The sequence below is a fragment of the Candidatus Thermodiscus eudorianus genome (assembly GCA_015521085.1).
GTDB lineage: Archaea > Thermoproteota > Thermoprotei_A > Sulfolobales > Acidilobaceae > Thermodiscus > Thermodiscus eudorianus.
The window spans coordinates 20,769-40,731 of record WAOW01000001.1 but is presented as its reverse complement, the minus strand read 5'-3'; the positions used below and the strand labels follow the sequence as shown (position 1 = coordinate 40,731).

At 58.5% G+C, this 19,963-nt stretch carries 17 protein-coding genes; 9 read left to right on the top strand and 8 right to left on the bottom strand.

Annotation, left to right across the window (positions count from 1 at the left end):
• Positions 1-6: 6 nt before the first annotated feature.
• Positions 7-777: a PAC2 family protein gene (locus F7C38_00220; GenBank protein MCE4599978.1), complete on the bottom strand. Its 771-nt coding sequence runs from the start codon at positions 775-777 to the stop codon at positions 7-9.
• A 63-nt stretch (positions 778-840) separates the two neighbouring features.
• Here F7C38_00220 and F7C38_00215 point away from each other — a divergent pair, with 63 nt between their 5' ends.
• The 5 genes from F7C38_00215 (at position 841) to F7C38_00195 (ending at position 6,136) form a co-directional block, all read left to right on the top strand.
• The gene (locus F7C38_00215; protein ID MCE4599977.1) at positions 841-1,899 is read left to right on the top strand and encodes an MFS transporter; all 1,059 of its coding nucleotides are present in this window, start codon (positions 841-843) and stop codon (positions 1,897-1,899) included.
• Positions 1,900-1,997: 98 nt separating this feature from the next.
• The gene (locus tag F7C38_00210; GenBank protein MCE4599976.1) at positions 1,998-3,674 is read left to right on the top strand and encodes a long-chain fatty acid--CoA ligase; all 1,677 of its coding nucleotides are present in this window, start codon (positions 1,998-2,000) and stop codon (positions 3,672-3,674) included.
• A 138-nt stretch (positions 3,675-3,812) separates the two neighbouring features.
• Complete coding sequence (locus F7C38_00205; protein ID MCE4599975.1) at positions 3,813-5,159, top strand: NADP-dependent malic enzyme; 1,347 nt, start codon at positions 3,813-3,815, stop codon at positions 5,157-5,159.
• A gap of 18 nt (positions 5,160-5,177) precedes the next feature.
• The gene (locus tag F7C38_00200) at positions 5,178-5,651 is read left to right on the top strand and encodes a GNAT family N-acetyltransferase (GenBank protein MCE4599974.1); all 474 of its coding nucleotides are present in this window, start codon (positions 5,178-5,180) and stop codon (positions 5,649-5,651) included.
• A gap of 5 nt (positions 5,652-5,656) precedes the next feature.
• Positions 5,657-6,136 carry a GNAT family N-acetyltransferase gene (locus tag F7C38_00195; protein ID MCE4599973.1) on the top strand — a complete coding sequence of 160 codons (480 nt, stop codon included), beginning with the start codon at positions 5,657-5,659 and terminating at the stop codon, positions 6,134-6,136.
• A gap of 14 nt (positions 6,137-6,150) precedes the next feature.
• Here the strand turns inward: F7C38_00195 and F7C38_00190 are convergent, their stop codons facing one another.
• Complete coding sequence (locus tag F7C38_00190; protein MCE4599972.1) at positions 6,151-6,996, bottom strand: NAD(+)/NADH kinase; 846 nt, start codon at positions 6,994-6,996, stop codon at positions 6,151-6,153.
• Between the two features lie 77 nt (positions 6,997-7,073).
• Here F7C38_00190 and F7C38_00185 point away from each other — a divergent pair, with 77 nt between their 5' ends.
• Positions 7,074-8,099: a class I SAM-dependent methyltransferase family protein gene (locus F7C38_00185; GenBank protein MCE4599971.1), complete on the top strand. Its 1,026-nt coding sequence runs from the start codon at positions 7,074-7,076 to the stop codon at positions 8,097-8,099.
• Between the two features lies 1 nt (position 8,100).
• Positions 8,101-8,574 carry a DUF371 domain-containing protein gene (locus F7C38_00180; GenBank protein MCE4599970.1) on the top strand — a complete coding sequence of 158 codons (474 nt, stop codon included), beginning with the start codon at positions 8,101-8,103 and terminating at the stop codon, positions 8,572-8,574.
• Here the strand turns inward: F7C38_00180 and F7C38_00175 are convergent.
• Positions 8,524-9,363, bottom strand: coding sequence for an SAM-dependent methyltransferase (locus F7C38_00175; protein ID MCE4599969.1), 840 nt, complete (start codon positions 9,361-9,363; stop codon positions 8,524-8,526). The two genes, F7C38_00180 and F7C38_00175, sit on opposite strands and share 51 nt — an antisense overlap.
• A 68-nt stretch (positions 9,364-9,431) precedes the next feature.
• On the opposite strand from F7C38_00175, the gene F7C38_00170 reads away from it, so the two are divergent.
• Positions 9,432-10,517, top strand: coding sequence for a hypothetical protein (locus F7C38_00170; GenBank protein ID MCE4599968.1), 1,086 nt, complete (start codon positions 9,432-9,434; stop codon positions 10,515-10,517).
• Between the two features lie 190 nt (positions 10,518-10,707).
• Positions 10,708-11,178: a PadR family transcriptional regulator gene (locus tag F7C38_00165; protein ID MCE4599967.1), complete on the top strand. Its 471-nt coding sequence runs from the start codon at positions 10,708-10,710 to the stop codon at positions 11,176-11,178.
• On the opposite strand, the gene F7C38_00160 is transcribed toward F7C38_00165, so the two are convergent.
• The 5 genes from F7C38_00160 to F7C38_00140 are packed head-to-tail and all read right to left on the bottom strand — an operon-like array spanning position 11,175 to position 19,954.
• Positions 11,175-15,131 (bottom strand): DEAD/DEAH box helicase, encoded by a 3,957-nt coding sequence (locus F7C38_00160; protein ID MCE4599966.1) that lies wholly within the window; start codon positions 15,129-15,131, stop codon positions 11,175-11,177. The genes F7C38_00165 and F7C38_00160 overlap by 4 nt on opposite strands.
• A 44-nt stretch (positions 15,132-15,175) precedes the next feature.
• The gene (locus F7C38_00155; protein MCE4599965.1) at positions 15,176-16,258 is read right to left on the bottom strand and encodes an FAD-dependent oxidoreductase; all 1,083 of its coding nucleotides are present in this window, start codon (positions 16,256-16,258) and stop codon (positions 15,176-15,178) included.
• A complete protein-coding gene (locus tag F7C38_00150; GenBank protein ID MCE4599964.1) occupies positions 16,239-17,684 on the bottom strand; it encodes an FAD-binding oxidoreductase in 1,446 nt (481 codons plus the stop codon). Before F7C38_00150 ends, F7C38_00155 begins: the two co-directional genes overlap by 20 nt.
• A 1-nt stretch (position 17,685) precedes the next feature.
• Complete coding sequence (locus F7C38_00145) at positions 17,686-18,867, bottom strand: hypothetical protein (GenBank protein MCE4599963.1); 1,182 nt, start codon at positions 18,865-18,867, stop codon at positions 17,686-17,688.
• Between the two features lie 37 nt (positions 18,868-18,904).
• Entirely contained in the window at positions 18,905-19,954 is a 1,050-nt protein-coding gene (locus F7C38_00140; protein ID MCE4599962.1) for a radical SAM protein, read from the bottom strand.
• Positions 19,955-19,963 lie beyond the last annotated feature (9 nt).

Sequence of the window (19,963 nt, the reverse complement as noted above, 5' to 3'; positions counted from 1 at the left end):
GACAGTCTAGGTGTAGATTAGTGGCGGCCTGTACTCATAGCCCTTACCCATCTTAGCCATCATGCTACTGGTCTCCTTCATCAACTCCTTGAGGCGTAGCTTCAGCTTCTCAGCCTCCTCCAATAGCCTTGAGACCCCCACTTCGACTCCCGTCACCTTCGATATAGCCTCAACCGCCACGGCAGCAGCCTCCGGATCGGGGAGATCTGCGAAGGACTCGACCATGAATACTATGTTATCCATGTTCTTCCTCGCAGACTCCTTCAGTATGAGGGCATAGGGCCCTACCAGTATGCCGTTCTCCACCTTCTTACCCCCTACCCTGCCAGCCTCTATCTCGGCTCCCCTGCCGACTGCTAGCGTGTATAGCTCGGGCTTCTCCTTCTCAATCCTCTTAGGAGACCCCATTCCCGTGACGCTGATAAGCATCTTGACTCCCATTAGCCTAGAGAACTGCACTATTGACTGCGCGAATAGGGGGATCGCCGGGAGCGCGATGGGGACGTCTGTGACGACAACGCCTATTCCCTTGCCCTTGTAAATCCTCACGGGGTACTTGGGCTCGCCGCGGTTTATGACGACAACGGGCGGTAGCGCGGAGTAGCTATCTATCCCGGCGACGTCTGCCATCTCCAGCTCCCTGATCAGGTGCAGGCCCGCAATAGCCCCTACTAGGCCCACGTCGGGCAGCCCCAGGACTAGGTACTCTATATCCCGTACGTCGCCGTACACTATGTACTGGAACCCGTTTATCTCCTCCTCCAAAACGTTCCTCATCAAGGGGGTATACACCATGGTTATGTTTGTGAGGGAACCATAATTAATCGATGGGCACGGACCTTGGAGAGAGCAGCCGCCTCGAAGAGGATGCTGACGGTCTTCCTGCTATTGTCACTCGTATCCTTCTTCGCCGACCTAACCTACGAGGGGGCTAGGAGCATCTCGGGGCCCTACCTCTCAGGACTCGGCGCGTCGCTAATTATAGTGGGGAGCCTTTCCATAGGAGAGGCAATATCATACCTTGCCAGGCTTATTGCTGGGCTACTCTCCTATAGATACGCGTCGCCTAGATTCTACTGGGGCATGGTGTTCGCCGGGTACATAGTCAATCTCACGGCGGTACCGCTACTCGCATTAGCTGGGGAATGGGAGATAGCATTCACGCTCTATATCGTTGAGAGAATCGGCAAGGGACTGAGGGCTCCGACCAGGGACGCTATCCTATCCGAGGTAGGCTCCCGGCTCGGGGCAGGCAAGCTATTCGGAGTCCATGAGCTCCTGGACCAGGCCGGCGCGATCACCGGGGCACTCTTCATGGCGGCATCCCTAGAGAGCCGAGGAGTTAGCTCGGCCTTCATCCTGCTCGGGATCCCGGCCGCGATGGCAATCCTACTCCTCTCATTCTCCTATACGCTCTATCCAAACCCCCGAGTTGCGGCCAAGCCCCAGGCCGGGTTTAGGGATACAGTGGCCCGTAGCGTTAAGCTATCGATCCCCCTGGTATTGTCGATCGCACCCTTTGTGCATTGGGCGACGGCGGGCTCTCTGTTGTCTGCTAGAGAGTCTATGGCCGATATAGCGCTTGCGTACGCGCTGGCCATGGCTGTTGACGCCTTGTCGGCTATACCCTTGGGCGTGTTATATGATATGGTTGGGCCCCGGTCCCTCATTGTACTGCCTATCGCGTCGGTATTAGCTACTCTCTCGCTGCTGGCCATGCATCTGATGCTCTTCGCGGCCTTGTGGGGCTTGGCGATGGCTGGCTATGAGACTATCGCTAAGGCCTATATCGCCTCCAGGACGGGTCTGGGCGAGAGGGGGATCGTCTACGGGGTCGTCTATGCGCTAGTCGGTGCTGGGTGGACTCTGGGTAACGTTTTTATCGCGTCTATAATATAAGCCCGGTTTTATAATAAATTAATGAATATAACTAAGATTCAAATACCGAGTTACACACCGAATAATACACGAGCCTTCTACACGGCGGGTGGCATGACGTGTCCCTCCCAGAGAAAGTCCCAGTGAGGCCTGGCTATGAAGTAACCCTGGACTGGATCTACAAGAGAGCGCTCCAACTGTTTCCAGACATGGAGATAGTGTACAGGACTAAGAAGGGCGTAGAGAGGTACAGTTTCAGCGACGCGGCCGATAGGATCGCTAAGCTGGCATCTGCCCTGTCGAGCCTCGGGGTAGGCAAGCTAGACAGGGTTGCGACCCTAGACTGGAACACCCACTGGCACTACGAGGCGTACTTCGCTGTGCCCATGATGGGGGCTGTGCTACACCCGATCAACATCAGGCTGGCGCCCGCGGAGATCGCATACGTAATGTCGCAGGCGGAGGACAAGGTCGTGATAACGAACTCGGATTTCCTAAAGCTGGTCGAGGTCATAGCACCCAAGGTGCCTAGCCTGGAGGCGATCATCGTTGTCGACTCGGATTCCGCGCCGGAGAAGGTGGCAGGGCTCCCTGCCTACCACTATGAGGACTTCATAAGAGAGCACTCCAGCAGCTTCGAGTGGCCCCAGCTGAGTGAGGACCAGCCGGCCGCCATGGGATACACGAGTGGCACTACCGGGTTGCCGAAAGGCGCGTACCATAGCCATAAGGCCATGGTCCTCCACGCTATGAGCGGCGCTCTACACCTTGCTACTATCTCGAAGGACTTCAGGCTGTCGAGCCAGAACACGATACTACACATAGTGCCTATGTTCCACGTATACTCCTGGGGCCTACCCTACATCGCAACACTACTCGGGATGAAGCAAGTGTACCCCAACAAGCTGGAGCCCGAAGTACTCCTCAAACTGATAGCCGACGAGAAAGTCGACTTTACAGCGGGCGTGCCCACCATACTCTACATGCTACTGGCACACCCGGCCAGCGAGAAGTACGACCTCAGCGGTCTGACCTTCGTAAACGGCGGGTCAGCGCTCCCAAGGGGTCTAGCCGAGCTGGCCCTGAAGAGGGGTATGAGGGTCTTCGTGGGCTACGGCATGACCGAGACAGCGCCTATACTAACGCTCGCATCCCCGCCAGCCAAGACCGGGATAGACTTCAAGAGCCCCAACTACCTCGACTACGCCCTCAGGACCGGATGGCCGATACCACTCATAGACCTCCAAGTGGTCGACCCGGAGATGAAGCCGGTCCCCAAGGACGGCAAGACCATGGGCGAGATAGTGGTGAGAGGGCCCTGGATAACGCCAGAGTACTACAAGAACCCCGAGAAGACGGAGGCCGCCTGGAGGGGAGGATGGTTCCACACGGGCGACATCGCCGTATGGTATCCCGACGGCAGCATAGTAATCGTAGACAGGGACAAAGACGTGATCAAGAGCGGTGGCGAGTGGATAAGCAGCGTGAGGCTGGAAGACGCTATAAGCAGGCACGAGTGCGTAGCCCAGGTAGCCGTGATAGCAGCGAAACACCCCAAGTGGCAGGAGAGGCCAGTGGCACTGGTGGTGCCAAAGCCCGGGTGCGAGGACAAGATAAGCACAGAGTCTATCAACGAGTTCCTCATGAAGAACTTCGTGGAGACGGGCCAGATACCGAAATGGTGGCTCCCCGACAAGGTCCTGGTTGTGGAGGACCTGCCGAAGACCAGCGTGGGCAAGATAAATAAGAGGGCGCTGAGGGAGAAATACGCCAATATACTACTTGAGGAGGCCTAGGATAGCCCTCCAGGCCCACGTCAACCCCCTTTTTATCGAAGCGTAGACGATTAACAATAACTCCATTGCGTCACCCTTATAATACCTCGGCATATGACTAAACTGTAGACGACATTAATCGAACTGGAGGCGCTTGAGTTGAGCGAGAAGAAAGAGTCCATAGACTGGTACTCCCTAAGCGTCAACCTACATAAATTCTACGGGGGGAAGATAGAGATCATACCGAAAGTCCCAGTCAGGAGGATCAAGGACTTCGCCATATGGTACACGCCCGGCGTGGCAGAGCCCTCAAGAAGGATCAGCAAGGACCCCGACGAGAGCTTCGAGCTGACCAGCAGGTGGAACACGATAGCAGTAGTGAGCGACGGCACCAGGGTGCTTGGACTCGGGAAGGTAGGGCCGGAGGCCGCATATCCAGTCATGGAGGGAAAGGCCCTCATATTCAAGTTCCTAGGCGGGGTAGACGCCGTACCCCTAGTACACAGGAATAGGGACCCCGAGAAGTTCCTCGAACTGCTCGAAGCCGTCGAGCCTTCCTACGGGGGCATAAACCTCGAAGACATAGAGAGCCCCAAGTGCTTCTACATACTAGAGGAGGCCAGGAAGAGGCTTGAGATCCCCGTATGGCACGACGACCAGCAGGGAACCGCGGCAGTGACCCTGGCTGGCTTGATAAATGCCTTCTACCTGGTCGGCAAGGATATACGGAAGTCCAGGATCGTGCTCTTCGGCGCTGGAGCGGCTAACATAGCCCTCTACAGACTCCTGAAGCTCTACGGCGTGCCGCCAGAGAACATTATGGTGCTCGATAGCAAGGGCGTACTGCACCCCGACAGGACCGATATAGACAAGCTCATGATAAACCACCCGTGGAAGTACAGGATAGCCATAGAGACTAAGGGAGGAGGCTTACCCCCCGGAGCGCCGATAGACAAAGCCATGGAGGGAGCCGACGCCATAGTAGCGGCGAGCAAGCCGGGGCCCGGAGTTATCAAGAAGGAGTGGGTTGCTAAGATGGCTAAGGACGCCATTGTATTCGCAGAGGCGAACCCCGTCCCGGAGATATGGCCGTGGGAGGCCAAGGAGGCCGGGGCAAGGATAGTGGCGACTGGAAGGAGTGACTTCCCCAACCAAGTCAACAACAGCCTAGTATTCCCAGCGGTCTTCAGAGGCGTGCTCGACGTCAGGGCGAAGACGGTTACGGACGAGATGGCGATCGCAGCGGCGGAGGAGTTAGCTAAGTATGCGAGGGAGAAGGGAATCCACGAGGACTACATACTGCCCACAATGGAGGAGTGGGAGGTATACCCCAGGGAGGCTGCTGCTGTCGCCGTGAAGGCCGTCGAGCTTGGAGTGGCTAGGAGGACCACGACTTACAAGGAGGAGCTGGAGAGGGCTCAGATAATAATATCAACTGCGAGGAAGAAGTATCAGTTACTGTGGGAGGACGGCTACATACCGAAGCCTCCTGTAGACTACGAGTAGACGTGGAGGTGTGATGCAGTGTACGAGCCCGCACTCTATATACGGAAGCCTCTTGAGTCCGACGCCGACTCCCTAGCCCAGCTGATCAAGAGATTCTACCTTTTCAACGAGGAGTTCGACCCGGCCTGGGCGACCGTCGAGAACATAGACGAGGCCACGGCAGAAGTCGCCAAGAAGTACATCGAGGGAGACGGACTCACGCTAGTCGCAGTATGCGACAACGAACTCATCGGATACCTACGCGCCGAGATCAGGGAGAACCCGGTTCTAGCTACGGGGAAGATCGGAGTGATAACGGAGCTTTACGTTATCCCATCCAAGAGGGGTAGAGGCATAGCTTCAAGGCTGGTGGACGAGGCCAGGAATAGGTTCGCCGAGATGGGGATAACCCATGTAGCGGCCGAGTTCCCCGCTAAGAACTTCGTGGCCGAGGCCTTCTACAAGAAGCTGAAGTTTAGAGAGTACTCTAGTGTGTATCTGAGGGAGGTGTAGCCTAGATGAGTTCCATATTCGTGAGGGAAGCGGTCGAGAACGATATAGACGTCGTGGCTAGGCTTGTGGCTAGGCTGAAGCAGCTGAACGAAGAGCTGGATCCACACTTCAAAGCCGTTGCGAACCTCGACGAGGTCGCCAGGGAATACGTTGAGAGGGCTGTGAAGAGCGAGGACGCCAAGGTGCTGGTTGCGATTGACATGGCTACAGCCGATATCGCCGGAGTAATAATCCTCAAGATAGAGGATAGGATCTTCTACGAGCCCAGAAAGAAGGCCGTCATAACAGACTTCTACGTGAGGGCGAAGTATAGGAGGAAGAGGGTCGGAAGCATACTATTGGACGAGGCGATGAAGGCCGCTGTAGACATGGGGGCCGGGATAATAACCGCTGTCTACCCTGCTGGGAACACAATAGCCAGCGACTTCTACACTAAGGCTGGCTTCAGGGACCTGCAGGTCGAGAAATACAAACCCTTAAAATAATTTTTATTATTTATTTACAGGTACGAGAACACCCTCGTGTACAACCTCTCATAGTAGTTCTCCCACCACCGGAACCTGGCCAGCCTAACCCGGGAATCGCACACCCTGACACTAACGGTATCGCCAGGCCGTAAGGGATGGACCTCCTGTCCATCCAGCACTATCCACAGGGGGTTACTGTTCTGCTTGACTTCAACGTCAACCACCGCCTCAAGCGGTAGCACTATCGGCCTCAAGTAAAGCTGAACCGGGTTCAGGGGGGTTAGTACTATGACTTGGAGGTTAGGGTCTATAATGGGGCCACCGGAGCTGAGGCTGTAGGCGGTGCTCCCCACAGTGGTGGATATTATGAGGCCGTCGCCGTCGATGCCCATGATCCTCTCCCCGCCAACGTAGACGGCCAGCCTGACGAGCTTCGCCTTATCCATTACAAGCACAGCGTCGTTCAACACGCAGACCGAGCCGCCGGGATGGTCGGCCTGGAGCCTCGGGTACACTACCTCCCTATACTCGCCGTTCATGAAGTCCTCGATCCTCTCCTCCACCTCATACGACTCTACGTCGAGCAGAAACCCCCTCTTACCGGCTCGAACAGCCATCACGACGCTACTGGAAGGGTCCCTCATCTTCATAAACGTCCTGAGGAGAGTGCCATCGCCCCCGATAACCACCAGCTTCTCGGGTGGATTATCCAGGGTGAACACCGGGTAGACCGAGAGGCTGGGATACGCCTCGGCAGTATCCTTCTCCACGTATATACTAGCGTCCAGCTCCTTGAGCGCCCTCACAGCCCTTATAGCAACCCTCTCGGCCAACGCGCTATCCGGTTTGACTACAATCCCTACTTGGCCCGTGGACAAGAGGCTTTCCCAGGATGTAACAGAGGCGTCGCCCTAGCTAATAATTCCTCCACCAAGCCAGGTAATAGCGCTGGGAGATGGAGCTGGAGTCGAAATCCCCCTGCGTAAAGGTGCCGCCGAGGCAGGCAGAGGAGGCGAGGAGGCTGCTGAAGAAGCTGGGGCTCTACAATGAGGAGCTGAAGATGAAGAGAGGCGGCTCCACGATAGCCCTGCCAGTGGTGGAGCCCGTCGAGGCCGTGGAGAGGCTTAGGGAGTCCGGAGTCGAGGCTAGTCCCTGCACGGGAGAGTTCGAGACTGTAAGGAGAGTTAAGAGGCTGTCATCAGCCATCAAGAGCTTCAGGCAAGTTGGAGACATAGCCGTGTTTAGCCAGACCCATGGAGTACCCTATGAGGAGTATAGGAAGGCCGCGGAGGAGTTGCTAGCCGTGAATCCGCGCATAAGGTCTGTGTGGCTCAAGAGGGAGACTGTGGGGCTTGAAAGAGTCGCGGGCCTAGTACACCTTGCCGGGGATCGCGTGACCAGGACTATAGTGAAGGAGTATGGGGTTAGGTTCTACGTCGATATAAGCAAGGCCTACTACAACCCGCGTCTAGCCTCCGAGCATCACAGAGTGGCCCAGCTAGTTGAGGACGGAGAGATGGTCCTGGACATGTTCACGGGGATAGGCGGCTTCCCGCTACACATAGCCACGGCGCGCCGCGCCTTGACAGTTGGAGTCGACCTAAACATTGACGCCTTGGAGCTGGCGGCCGAGTCGCTCAAGCTGAACAAGAGCAGGCTCAAGGGCACGGTCGTCTACATAAACGCAGACGCTAGAAGCCTACCAGGTATACTCAGGGGCGTCTTCGACCGCGTGATAATGAACCTGCCCAAGTCGAGTGTAGAGTTCCTCGACGCCGCATGCAAACTAGTTAGGAACGGTGGGGTTATCCACGTATACGTGATCTCTGGCGACGAGAGCGGGGCAAGGAGGATTATAGAGGATACGATGGCCAAGCACGGCTGCACAGCCTATATCGTCAACGTGAAGAGGGTCCTAGACTATAGTCCCGGACACGCAATATACGTTGTCGACGCCCGAGTGGCTCGTAGAGGTGGTTAGCGTGAGGGAGATAGAGGGCAAGTGGATAGTCTTCACCGCATGGGGCCACGAGAACGTCAAGGCGCTCCACAAGACGACCCTGGAACTGACCCGTGAAAGCCACCTGACACCCAGAGGCGACTGTATAGTCGGGGTGCGGAGCGAGCTGGCCGTGGGAGACCTGCCGGGGTGGTTCAAGGCGCGGGCCCGCGATCCCGAGTCTATCATAGTCCTAGTATTGTGTAGCGCCAGGGAGGAAGTCTGCGACTCTATAGTGGGGTCCGGGCATCCCGGCCTCAGCTTCGAAGACGGGATTCGTATGATAGTTAGGAAAAGCACCTATGTCGATGGGAGGACCTTGATGGTCAGGGCCAGTAAATCTGCTAGGGACCTGAGACGCGACCTGGTCCGGGCGCTAGCACGGGGAGACAGGTTGGAGGCGTACCTAACCGTTATCAAGAAACCGATAGAGGGCTTCTCTGGCAGAACAAGCTGAATCCTTGTCTATGCCCCTCAATACCCTACCGTATGCCTGCGCGACGTGCTCGGCTTCTATGGGGGAGGGCGACCCGGGTATGACTATGCTGGCTGGCTCCCTCCAATCCCCGTCCTCCCCCGCTAGCTCCGCAAGAGACTCGTAGACGGTGATCCTCTCGCTGTCGAGGCCAGCCCTCTCGACCACTATAACCGATGCACGGGCGACTAGCTTCTCCCCCATATCGCCCTCTAATCCCGTTAAGATGCGGGCTGCACTAGCAGGGTCTAGTTGCGCGCCGCCGGGCGATATGTCTAGGAGGGCGAGCGTGTGTAGGCCTATGCACGCGTTAGAGTATATGTAGTCTAGTATGCTGTAGGCCTTGACCCCTCTCCAGGGGCCGGGCACCGTTATGGTCCTCCCGAACTTGTAGAAGTCCAGGAGGCTTAAGGACATAGCGGCGCAGACGCCGGAGACGCCGGGTATCACCCTGAACTCCACGTTCTCGGTTGAGGCCATCGCTATGAGGCTCCTATGCGTCGTCGCAACCAGAGGGTCCCCCGGCACCAGGACCACGACCAACTCTCTCCTAGCCCTCTCTATGACTCTGGAGGCCAGCTCCTCCAACTGGCTACGCGTCGCCTCAAACACCCTATCACCAGCCAGCCCCCTAGCATACTCCACCAGCCAGCCGCTACCGGGCACCGTGTACGTCTCAACGAACACGACGTCAGCCCTAGCCAATACCCCCTCCAGGATCCTGCCCTGGTAGCCAGGGCCTAGACCCCCACCCGCCAATATAAGCGCCATCCCCCGGGCAACCCCCTGGATTTAAACTGCCGCCCGGCAAGTAATAACTAACCCGAGGCAGGGATAGGTTGCTTGAGTGTAGTGACAGTGACCTGCTACTTGCATCGATAAAGTACGGGCTACACGCCCGGCACAACGCCTCCACGGGAGAGGTAGATCTGGAGGCTGGCGGGGCGAAGCTGACGGGCCCCACTACGGGCGTGCACCTCAAGATAGGCGACGGGGAGTACATCATATCCTCGGAGGGGCGTGTCGTCAGGGAGGGGAATCCTTGCGTCGCCCTAGTGAAGACCTATAACATAGCCTCCGACATGCTGAGGAAGAGGTATAATGGCGCTGTAACCCGTAGCCTCGTTACCATCAACAACTACAGGCCCTCTGAGAGATGCATAGAATGGATGGCAACGCTGCACAATACCAGCCGGGCACTAGCCAGGATATACTGTAAGCTGGCGCCGCTAGCGGCTAGGCTCTACGAGATCCTGTTAGACGCCGCAACCGATCCCGTCTCGAAGAGGGATCCCGACGTATACTACGGCGTGCAGCGGCTGGACGAGCAGGTGAAGCTCATAGAGGGCCTTAGGAAGGCTATACCAGGCGATCCAGAGATACTCCACTCAAGGCTACTCCACGTAGCCTTAGAGTCGATCGCCGATATCAGGGTGTGGCCCTTGCTGGCGGCATCATACCATGCAGGGTTAACAATTGGCCCGGGCTCTATACGTGGCGACGCGTCACTCCTATCCTCTATAATGGCCGGAGAGCTCTCCTGGCTACTGAGAGCCTCCAGGGGCAGCCCCGGGAAGCCGTTGCCAGAGCTTGTAGAAAGGATCACCGTACCTGTGACATACGAGGTCGCTGAGAGGGGGTCATGGACGATCCTCTACATCAGATCGTCGAGCACGGGCAGGTGCAGGTATCCATGCCTAGCTGTAGCCGAGGAGGGGGCAAGTCTACTCTATGCCGTTCACTCGTCCCACGAGGATGTGGGCGGGCTACTCTACGAGACTCCTGGGGGACCCTCGATAGTGCTACTCTACAAGGCTGGTAGCATAGGGAGGGTGGTTGTGCCCAAGTGTAGGGGGGCCTATGAGGCCTTGGAAGCGGCTCTAACTGTTGAGGCCTCGGAGGTCGGCGTGTCTGACCTCCTCTAACGCCTAAGGGCCGAGTCTAAATATCCTCTAGAGGTATAGGTTAGGTTGTAAGTGGGGGTTGTGAAGAGGGCTGGTATTGCCGACGCCGTCGGAGGCGGATGGGGATGGACGCCAGTCTAGGAGCCCCCATTAGTTGCATAAAGATATATCACGCCCTGTTATATCGAATCATATACGTAGGTAGGGTGGATTGACGAGTAGGGTACAGGCGCTCAGGAAGGCCTCCAGCACCTATAGGGAGACCCTGAGAAACCTAGTCCTAAGGATACTCCTCGACGGCCCGATGCATGGATACGAAATCATGAGGAGGATAAAGGAGATAACCAGGAACCGGTGGAAGCCGGCCGCGGGCACGCTATATCCGCTGCTCGAACAGTTGAGGGAGGAGGGCTTGATAACGGTTGCCGGGGTCGAGGTGTCCAATGTAAGGGGTGGTAAACGGATAATGTACAAGCTGACCCGTAAGGGCGTCGAGGAGGCTGCTAGGATAATCAAGGAGAAGGCCCAGACGAAATTCGACATATTAATCTTCTATATAGTGGAGGGCGTCGTCGCCCTTAAGAAGCACGGCCTAGAAGACGAGTACAGGGAGATATGCGAGGCCATCAGAGAGGGCTACAGCAAGCTGGGCGTAGTGTTAGAGGATAGGTGCAGCCTCTAGGCCTTATTGTATATGAAGAGGGCCGCATAGGGGTAACCCTTGAGCCTGTCTATCAGCACGCTCGGCTTACCAACGCCCCTAACCACCGCTATTATGAATCCATAGTCCATCAAGTGCATCCAGCCCCTCCTAGAGGCCGAGACCACCCTGTTGTAGGCCCCCTTAGTTCTCCCATGGAAGGGTCTACCGGTCTTCGCCGTGTACCGCCTGAGTATTAACGGGACCCACTCCTCGCCCTGGACCGCTAGAGTGACTCCCCTATCCCCGATCCACTCCACCGCGAGGTCCATAGCATCTACTATATTGTCGATGCACTCCTGCAGGGTTGGACAGGCTTCCCTGGCCCCCAGTAGCCCTGGCGGGGGCTCCTTGGCCGGTAGGAGTAGGGGCTTCGAGAAGTATTCTTCTAGACCCCTGCGTATGACCTCGTTCACCATGCCAGGGTACTTCCTAGAGGCCTCCACGGCCCTCTCCATCAGGTTGTGGAGCGCCTCCACCTTCTCCTCGTCCTGCCACATACCGGATACGAGCATCCTGTACTCGTTGGCCGGGAAGTACTCTATGGGCTCGTGGTCGCGGTCGAGGGACAGGTTGGCCACAACCACGTTATACCCCCTGCCCTCGCCCATGTCGAGTAGCTCCCCGCAGTCCCCAGCCGAGACGGTGAGGTTTCCAGCGATTATCTTGAAGGGCCTGAACCCGCCTGCCAGCGAGGGACACCTATAGTATCTGAGAGGGACCCTCTCCGCCACACCGCTGAGCTTCTCCTCCGGCCCGATAACAACCCCGCGGCCTAGATGCATATACCATGGGAGGTAGTAGGCCGGGTCCTCGCCCCTCTTGAACCTGTAGGCGGCTAGAGGGACCCTCACTACCCAGTAGTCCAGGTAGCCGAGCCTCTGGAGCATGCTAATCGACTTGACGCTCAACGGGTCGGGATGTATGAGTGGCGTTGGGATCACGAGCGTGGGGCTCCCCCCGGCCTCCTCCCGTATCCTCCTCCACAGCATTAGGAGTGTGTTGTAAGCTGATGCCACGGCCGATGGAGTGGTCCTCTGGGCCCTCGCCATCCTGATTCTCTCGTCGAAGTCCGCCGGGTTGTATAACGCTACTATCCTCGCCTCCCTGCCATCCCTACCAGCCCTACCAGCCTCCTGGTAGTAGTCCTCTATACTATCGCTGGAGGTGAAGTGCAGGACCCAGCGGATATTCGGTATATCGACGCCCATCCCAAAGGCCTTGGTAGCCACCACGACCAGGGGGTCCCCGGCCACGCTAGCCTCATAGATCCTATTCTCTCGGAGCCTCCTCTCGCGGGACGAGAGCTGGCCGTGATAGCTGATCGTCTTGAGACCAGTCTTCGCCGATAGCAGCTCTGCCAGGTAATCGGCGTTCTCCCACTCCTTACGGGTCCTCTTCACAAACCCCGTGTATACAATGCCGATCCACCGCTTATCCACTCCACTAGCCCACTTCGCCAGCTCCTTGACAGTCCTACCGGCCAGGTCAACCCTCTCGATATCACCAGGGGCGGGTTTCACATCGAATACCAGCTCCGGCCTCACGACAGGTCCTCTAAATACCAGGGCTCCCTCCTCGGGGAAGCTAAAGCCCCCGCCCTCGTCCCCCGATAAGTTAATGGGTATCGTCGCGCCCGGCCGCGACCCTATACTGGCAAGCGCGCTCTCGACAACGTCCGGCGGTGCTGTAGCAGTGAATAAGGCAATGGGAGGCCAGCCCTCAGTCTCACGGAGATCCGCCAGCATCTTAGCCGCGTGCAGGTAAGAGGGCCTGAAGGAGGGACCCCATCTGGCCAGCGTGTGGGCCTCGTCCAAGACCACTAGAGCCGGGGGCGCCTCGGCGAGTAGCTTAGCGAACTCCTCGTCCATGAACCTCTCCGGCGTAACGTATAAGAGATCCAATGCACCCATCCTAGCAGCCGTGACCACCAGCTTCTTCCTCTTACCAGTAACCGACGCGTCTATCCTCTCAGCTGTGAACCCCCTCCTCCTAGCGTTGTCCACCTGATCCCTCATGAGTGCCCTGAGCGGGGATACGACTAGCACGTAACCCCCATAGCCGAGCCTCTTGGAGAGCATCCCGGCCACCTGGAATATCGCGCTCTTACCGCTACCCGTCGGCAGTATCGTGAACACTGGCTGGCCCGGCCTGGAGGCAGTCATCTCGACTACCGCAGCTATGGTAGTCTCCTGGTAGGGCCTCAGCCTGTAGCCGCTCCAGTACTCGGAGAACACGGCCTGAGCCTCCTCCACGACCCAGTCCCTCCGGATCTCGACGGTGGGCTCCGGCTCGACCTCCCCGGTACCGACTAGCTCGGCGTCCTGGTAGTACGCGAGCCTTGAGACTAGGAGCCTCGACACCTGGCTGGAGAGACTCCTCACCCACTCGACGACCTCGCCTATACCAGTTGGCTTCCCAGGGAAGGCCTCGGGGTAGACCAGCACAACCCTGGGAGCCCCATTCACAGACCACGGCATGCCAAGGACTACGTCCCAGGAGGCTACTGCGTCAAGCCCGGAATCCATCCATTCATCGACGTCCCGGTGACCCTCCAGCAGCTTCAGGCCTAGAGCATTCGAAGAGGCCCGGGCCATGATCCTGCTGGGCACGATGTAGAGGGTCGGTCCTCCGCCCCACTCCCTATAGGCTGCTCTAACCGGTTCTATGGGCCCCCTTAGGAAGGGTGACTTAGTGAGGACCCTGGGCTTCACGAGAACCTCTGCAGGGGGCTTGAGCCCGGCTGCCCTGGCACAGTACTTGACCGGGCGTATACAATCATATACTACATTGTATTTAGTGGCCCTCAGCATGCCAACGTGCTCAGGCCTCACCTGGAAGCCCCCCTCTACAGGCGGGTCTGGGGAGTCTCGTAGGAGGCTTGGTAGTAGTTCGGCGAGGTCCCTGCTCCAGCTCCACTCTCCTCTTATCGAGGAGTGGTCTCCCCTCCTGTAGGCTAGTGAGAGTATGCTGGCCCATGCCCGTGAGTCGACGCCCTCCGGCATAGGGCCTCCTGCCTCTATAGTCTTGGGGAGCCAGATGGGGCACCTGGCCCTCGGCTTGTCAGTGACCACTATGGTCCCACGGTCGATCCCGCAGTCTGCCGTGGCTGAGTCTTCTACAAGGGTCGTTATCCAGGAGGGTAGCCCCGTGTAGGGCAGGGCACCCGAGGCTTCTAGGATCTTGACGGCGGCCGAGAAGGCCTTTGCCACGACCTCGGCCCTGGACCCTTCTATGCCTAGATGGTATGATATGGCCGCTATGCTAGGCGGGACCTCCGGGTACGCCATGCCAATGTACTCGGAGGCTTCATCGCCCTCCATGCATCCCCAGCTCGCTAGAAACCCCGGCTTAACCGTGCCCTCGACCGCCCGCGGGGACACGTGGATCCTCAGCCTCTCCAGGGCTCCTGCTGGTAGGTTTCTTGAGGATAGTGTTCGAGCACCATCCCATACCTCTACCACGTTTTCGCCACAGTAGAGGGCCGCGACCCCGGGTCTGGGTGACTGGTAGCCCGCCGCCTCGGCATAGCTCTCCTGGCCTGACAACACATGGAACACAATAGCTTCGTCGAGGATCTTCTCGTCGACGCTACACCCCCTTGAATGGGAAGCCGTGATCAACTCGTAGTAGCCAAGCCTCCTCAGCCCCTCGATACACTCCCTCCCAGGGCACGAGTGTGGGAGGAGTAGCTGGGCTAGCCCGGCATCGCCCCAGGCCTCCAGGACTCTGATCGCGGTAGGCCATGCAAGCCTGCCCCTGCGAGCCATGCCCTCCAGGATCCTCCTGGAGAAGGGCTTGAGAGTCCTCGACAACGCTATCCCTTCTAGGAGCTTGTAGCCCCTCCTCCCATAGGCTACCACGGCCGCGTAGAACAGTATTGGTATAAGGGCTAGGAGGGCTGTCAAGGCGATCGCGTAGATGTCGAGCGTCAAAACCTACTACCCCAGGCCTAGAAGTGTGGGCCTAGAGGGTATTACTAGGGTAAGACTCGTGAAACCATGGAGTAGACGGTCTCGGCTATGGCTGGAGCCGCCGTCAAGCCGGGCGACTCTATCCCGACGAGGTTAACGATCCTCCTAGTCCTCCCACTATACTCTATTATGAAGTCCCTAGAGGCCACCGTGGGCCTGAGGCCGACTAACACCTCGGGGTCCCCCTCAAGACCTGCATCCAGCAGTGGCTGGAACCTATTCCTCAGCTCCCGGACATCGGCTTCGCTATACCTGTAATCGCCCTTGTCAGCGGCCCCCGCGTAGTTTGGACCCAATAGAACGCCCCTTGGGTGCGGTATTATGCCCCCGCCCTTCGTCTCCCGCTTTCTCTCTAGCCTGAGCCATGCGAGTATGTTCTCAGGCTTGGCCGAGTCGTATATCGTCATAACCCCGCGGATTGGTATGATCTCGTAGGTATCGCCGTAGAGGGAGGCCACTGTATCGGCGTCTAGGCCCGCGGCGTTTACCAGCGCCCGTGCCCTTATAGTGCTGGAGCCTGCCTCGACTACGACCCCCTCGCCTACGAGGGAGATCTCGTAGACGGGGGCAGAGTACATTACCCCGGCGCCCTGCTCCCCAGCTAACGCGGCTATCCTCTGGGTCAGCGCGACGGGGTCCACAACCCCGTAGCCCTCGACCATCACGGCGGTCTTTATGCTCCGGCTCGCAAGAGGCTCGTACTCCCTCACCACACGGCCAGACACAACCCTAACTGTATGGCTCGGGAGTCTACGCCTCAGTATTGATCCGACTATTCTAGCCGTTAACGCGCTCCAGGCCCTTGTAGAGGCTATGAAGGCGCGCGTCCACTTGATCCCCAGGCCCAGCTCCCTGTCAAGCTTCTGGTATAGGAGGTTCCCCTCCACGCACAGCCTGCTCTTCAAGCTGTTAAAAGGCAGCTGCACCACGTGGATTACTCCCGCGTTCCTGGCGGTGACGCCCCAGCCAGCCTCCTCCCTCCTCTCCACGACCAACACGCCATAGCCAGCCCGGGCCAGCCTGTAGGCTGTGAACACGCCAACGATACCCGCGCCCACGACTAGCACGTCATGCTTGTCTACCGCCATCGACCAGCCCTCCGCAGTAGGATGCGGGGCTAGAGCGGGTGTTGAACAGGTTACCGGGGTCTAGGGCGCGCTTAACCGCACAGGCTAGCTTGAGGGACCCTCCATACTCGAAGGCGGCCCACCTCCTCCTCAAGAGGCCGAAGCCGTGGTGGTGGACTATCGAAGCCCCGGCCTTGAGGGCGGTTTCCGTGGCGACGTCCCAGACCCTCCAGTACACCTGAGGGTCCCTCTCGAAGACGACCGTGGTGTATAGGCTCCCCCCGTTTGGATAGAAGTGTGAGGCGTGGCTGAATGCAAGGCTCACCCCCTCTATCCTGGCTAGGTTCTCTAGGAGGAGGGAGTGGAGGCGGGGTAGCACGCTCCAGTAGGCGGCTTGGTCGATCGTGTCGAAGGCCAGCCCCATGTCGAGCACCGTCTTGACGGAGCCGGCGTAGGAGAGCCTGTTCCTCCACCACTTCTCGACAAGGCCTGGGGCCTCCCTTCCGCCGGCAGCCCGTATAATCGCCTCCAGGTATCGCCTCTGGCCCTCTACAATGCTACGGGGGCCCGCTATCCTGGCTAGTAGCATTGTGTCCTCGATCCCGTAGTGGAGTAGTGATTCGCTGGAGTCCTGGATCCTCATCATTAGCGGTGTGCTCCACGAGTAAGCTCTCCGGGCTACCGATATGGCGTCGGCGAAGGATGGCAGGGTATAGGATAGGTCTGCCTCCTCCTCGGGTAGTTCTCTGACCCTCAACCCTGTCCTGACGATTATACCGTATCCGCCCTCGGCGCCTAGGAATACGTTGTTCACTCCGGGGAGTATGAGGCCTCTGGGGTTCCTGTCGCTACCAACCCTGATCATTTCTCCACGCCTGTCGACTACATCGAGCCAGAGGACTACATCCTCTATGTTGCCATACCCGGGCGAGTAGGCGCCGGCTCCCAGTGTTGATATGCTACCGCCTATACAGGCCAGCCTCTCGGACTGGGGCCTGTAAGCTAGCGTGAAGCCGCGCTTATTCAGCCACTCCTCCAGCTCTGAGACCTTCAATCCAGCCTCTACAACGACTAGCCTGTCCTCCTCCCTCAACTCTAGTATCTTGTCGAGCCTGGAGAGGCTCACCGCTACACAGCACTCGCCTGGCGTGGTGCTCCCGACGACGTTGCTCAACCCGCATATGGGGACTATGCATGCCTTGTGGGATGCGGCGAGCCTCACTATATGCGTGACGTCCTCGACGCTCTCAGGGTAGACAACCAGGCTCGGCAGGTCCAGCGCCTCTCCCTTATAGGCCCTTATTATGTTTAGAGGCCACATATCGGCGACAGACCGCCAGTTATCATAGTCGCTTAGATCACCGGGCCGCGGTGTCGCGGGGATGAGCGTGTCGAGGCCTAACGCCTCCAGACTCCTCTGTAGCGCTTGGATGCCGCATTTACCCAAGCTAGCCTCCCTCGTATTCCACTCCCCTTATACAGTCGGGCCACTTCTTGCCGCTTCCCCTCTCTATGACCTCTATCTTGTAGGCTGGGTGGATCTCGCTCCACATCCCATGGTCCGTGTCGACGACGAACACGCCCGTCACACGCACCCTATCGCCGGGGCATACGCCCCCGCCTACTGGGCCTAGGACCTTATAGTGGTCGCTGGGGACCACCTCCACGTGGAGGCCTCCACGCCTCAACACGAGGTTACCAATGCCGAGTAGCGAGTCGTTTGCCACCTTGAGGTCGAAGCAGTAGTCACCGTCCCCAGCTATATTGGGGACCGGCTTCACAACTCCCTCGACTGTAACGCACTGCCCTATTATACGGAGCCTGGCCGGCGAGTGGGTGTTCTCGAATACATTCCCCGTGTAGGGGCACTGGGTCCCCGGGGTCTGAGCCCATCTGTCGCCCGACCAGCTGTGGGGATTGAAGGGGTAGAAGGCGGCTTTGGCGTTGTACTGGAGCGCTACCCCTCCCAGAGCCGCACCCGCTAGGACTAGTACCACCGCGGTCACTGCTGCTGGCCTAGCACCTATCCTGTCTGAGAGGGCCAGTAGTGCGAGCCCTGCTAGGGCCCCGGCCAGTAGTGCCGGGACGGGGAAGGCGTATAGGCTCAACCAGTATCCTAGTAGCGACGCCGCCGCGGCTATAGCGGCTGTGGAGTCTGGCTGTAGCCGTGTGAACTTGTACATCATGTATGTGAAGGGTGCTAGGAGTACCCCGTATATGCTGAGGCCCGTGTGTATGCCGTCGTCGCCATAGTATGCTATCGCGGTTGTTAGGGCTAGTATCTGCTCCAGGGCTGCTAGGCCCAGTGCCAGGCCCAGTGGTCCAAGCCTCCTCCCCAGCCTCCCTAGGATGTAGAGGGCGGGGGTCCTTAGGAGTATGCTGGCGACTGCTACTGTTAGGAATATCGACTTCGTCGACAGGAGTATCAGCAGGGCTAGCAGGTGTGCGGCTAGGAAGTAAAGGGTCCCTCTACCGGGGCTATAGGCTAGGAGCGCATAGTACTCGACAACGAATACTAGCCCGTAGCCGACCAGTATGCCTGGGGCGTTGACCATCGTGGAGATCGCCAGGGCGGATAGCACTATGAATAGGACTGGCCCGTACCTGCCTGCCAGGACGCATTCACCCATCACACTACAGGTGGGCTCTCCATGGATTTAACTTAACTCACACTGGCCTGGCAATCACTATGGTGTCCTTCACGCTCTCGACCACTGTAGACACGATGCTGCCCGGCCTATAGCCCTCGCCGCGCAGGGTCAGCAGCCACCTACCGTCGAGGGTTACTCCAGTCGTAGTCCCCTTGAGCCAGCCTGGAGCCAATACCCTGGCCCTGACCCTGGATCCCTTCTTGTAGGGTACCTCGACTCGTGGGGCCTTCCTGAATCCCCATTCCTCCATGCTCCACGAGACCCTTAGGCCCAGCTCCTCTTCCAAGCTCCTTATCCAGGCCCAGAACTCCCTCCACGAAACCTCCCTGACGCCCCGGGGCCTCCTACCGTGCCTGTGTATGTTATACTTCTGGATCGTGGCGGGGGGCCACCTCTTACCGGCCCCTATCCCGTAGGCCCATCTTACGACGTTCTTGACGTCTTCATCGTTCAGGCCGGGCACCCAGACCGGCGTCACGTGGAGGTCTATGCTCGTCTCCCTCACGATATACTCGGCTAGCCTCTTGACCCTCTCGACGTCGTACCAGGAGGTCCCTGCCAGGTATCTTGCCTTCCCGGGGTTTAGCGTGTCGATGCTGAGGTTAACCCTGTCTAGGCCTGCCTCCTCCAGCCGGTCTATGAGGTCCTTCCTAAGCCCCCATCCATGGGTCTCCACGGCGACCCATTTTATCCCGTCGCTCCTCTTCAACTCGGCGACTAGCTCCACGAGGCGTGGATAGGTGAATGGGTCGCCGACGCCGTCGACAAGCGCCTCTACTCCCCCGCCCTTGTACCTGGCTATCTCCCCGGCCCATGACGCCAGGTATGCGGGGTCCCCGACCTGGTACTCGCTCCGCCTCCACCTGCTCCTCGGGCCGGCGTCTACGCTGCAGAATATACAGTTCAGTGGGCAGAGGGTTGTTGGCCTGACCTGGAGGATGTTGGTGCCCCTGTCTATCACCCCTATGAATACCGTGCCTATCAGGGGCAGGGGCTCGTCTATCTCGACGAGCGGCCTCCCCCACGGCCTCGCTACTATCGACGCGCCCGGGGGTAGGAATGACACGAGAGGGAC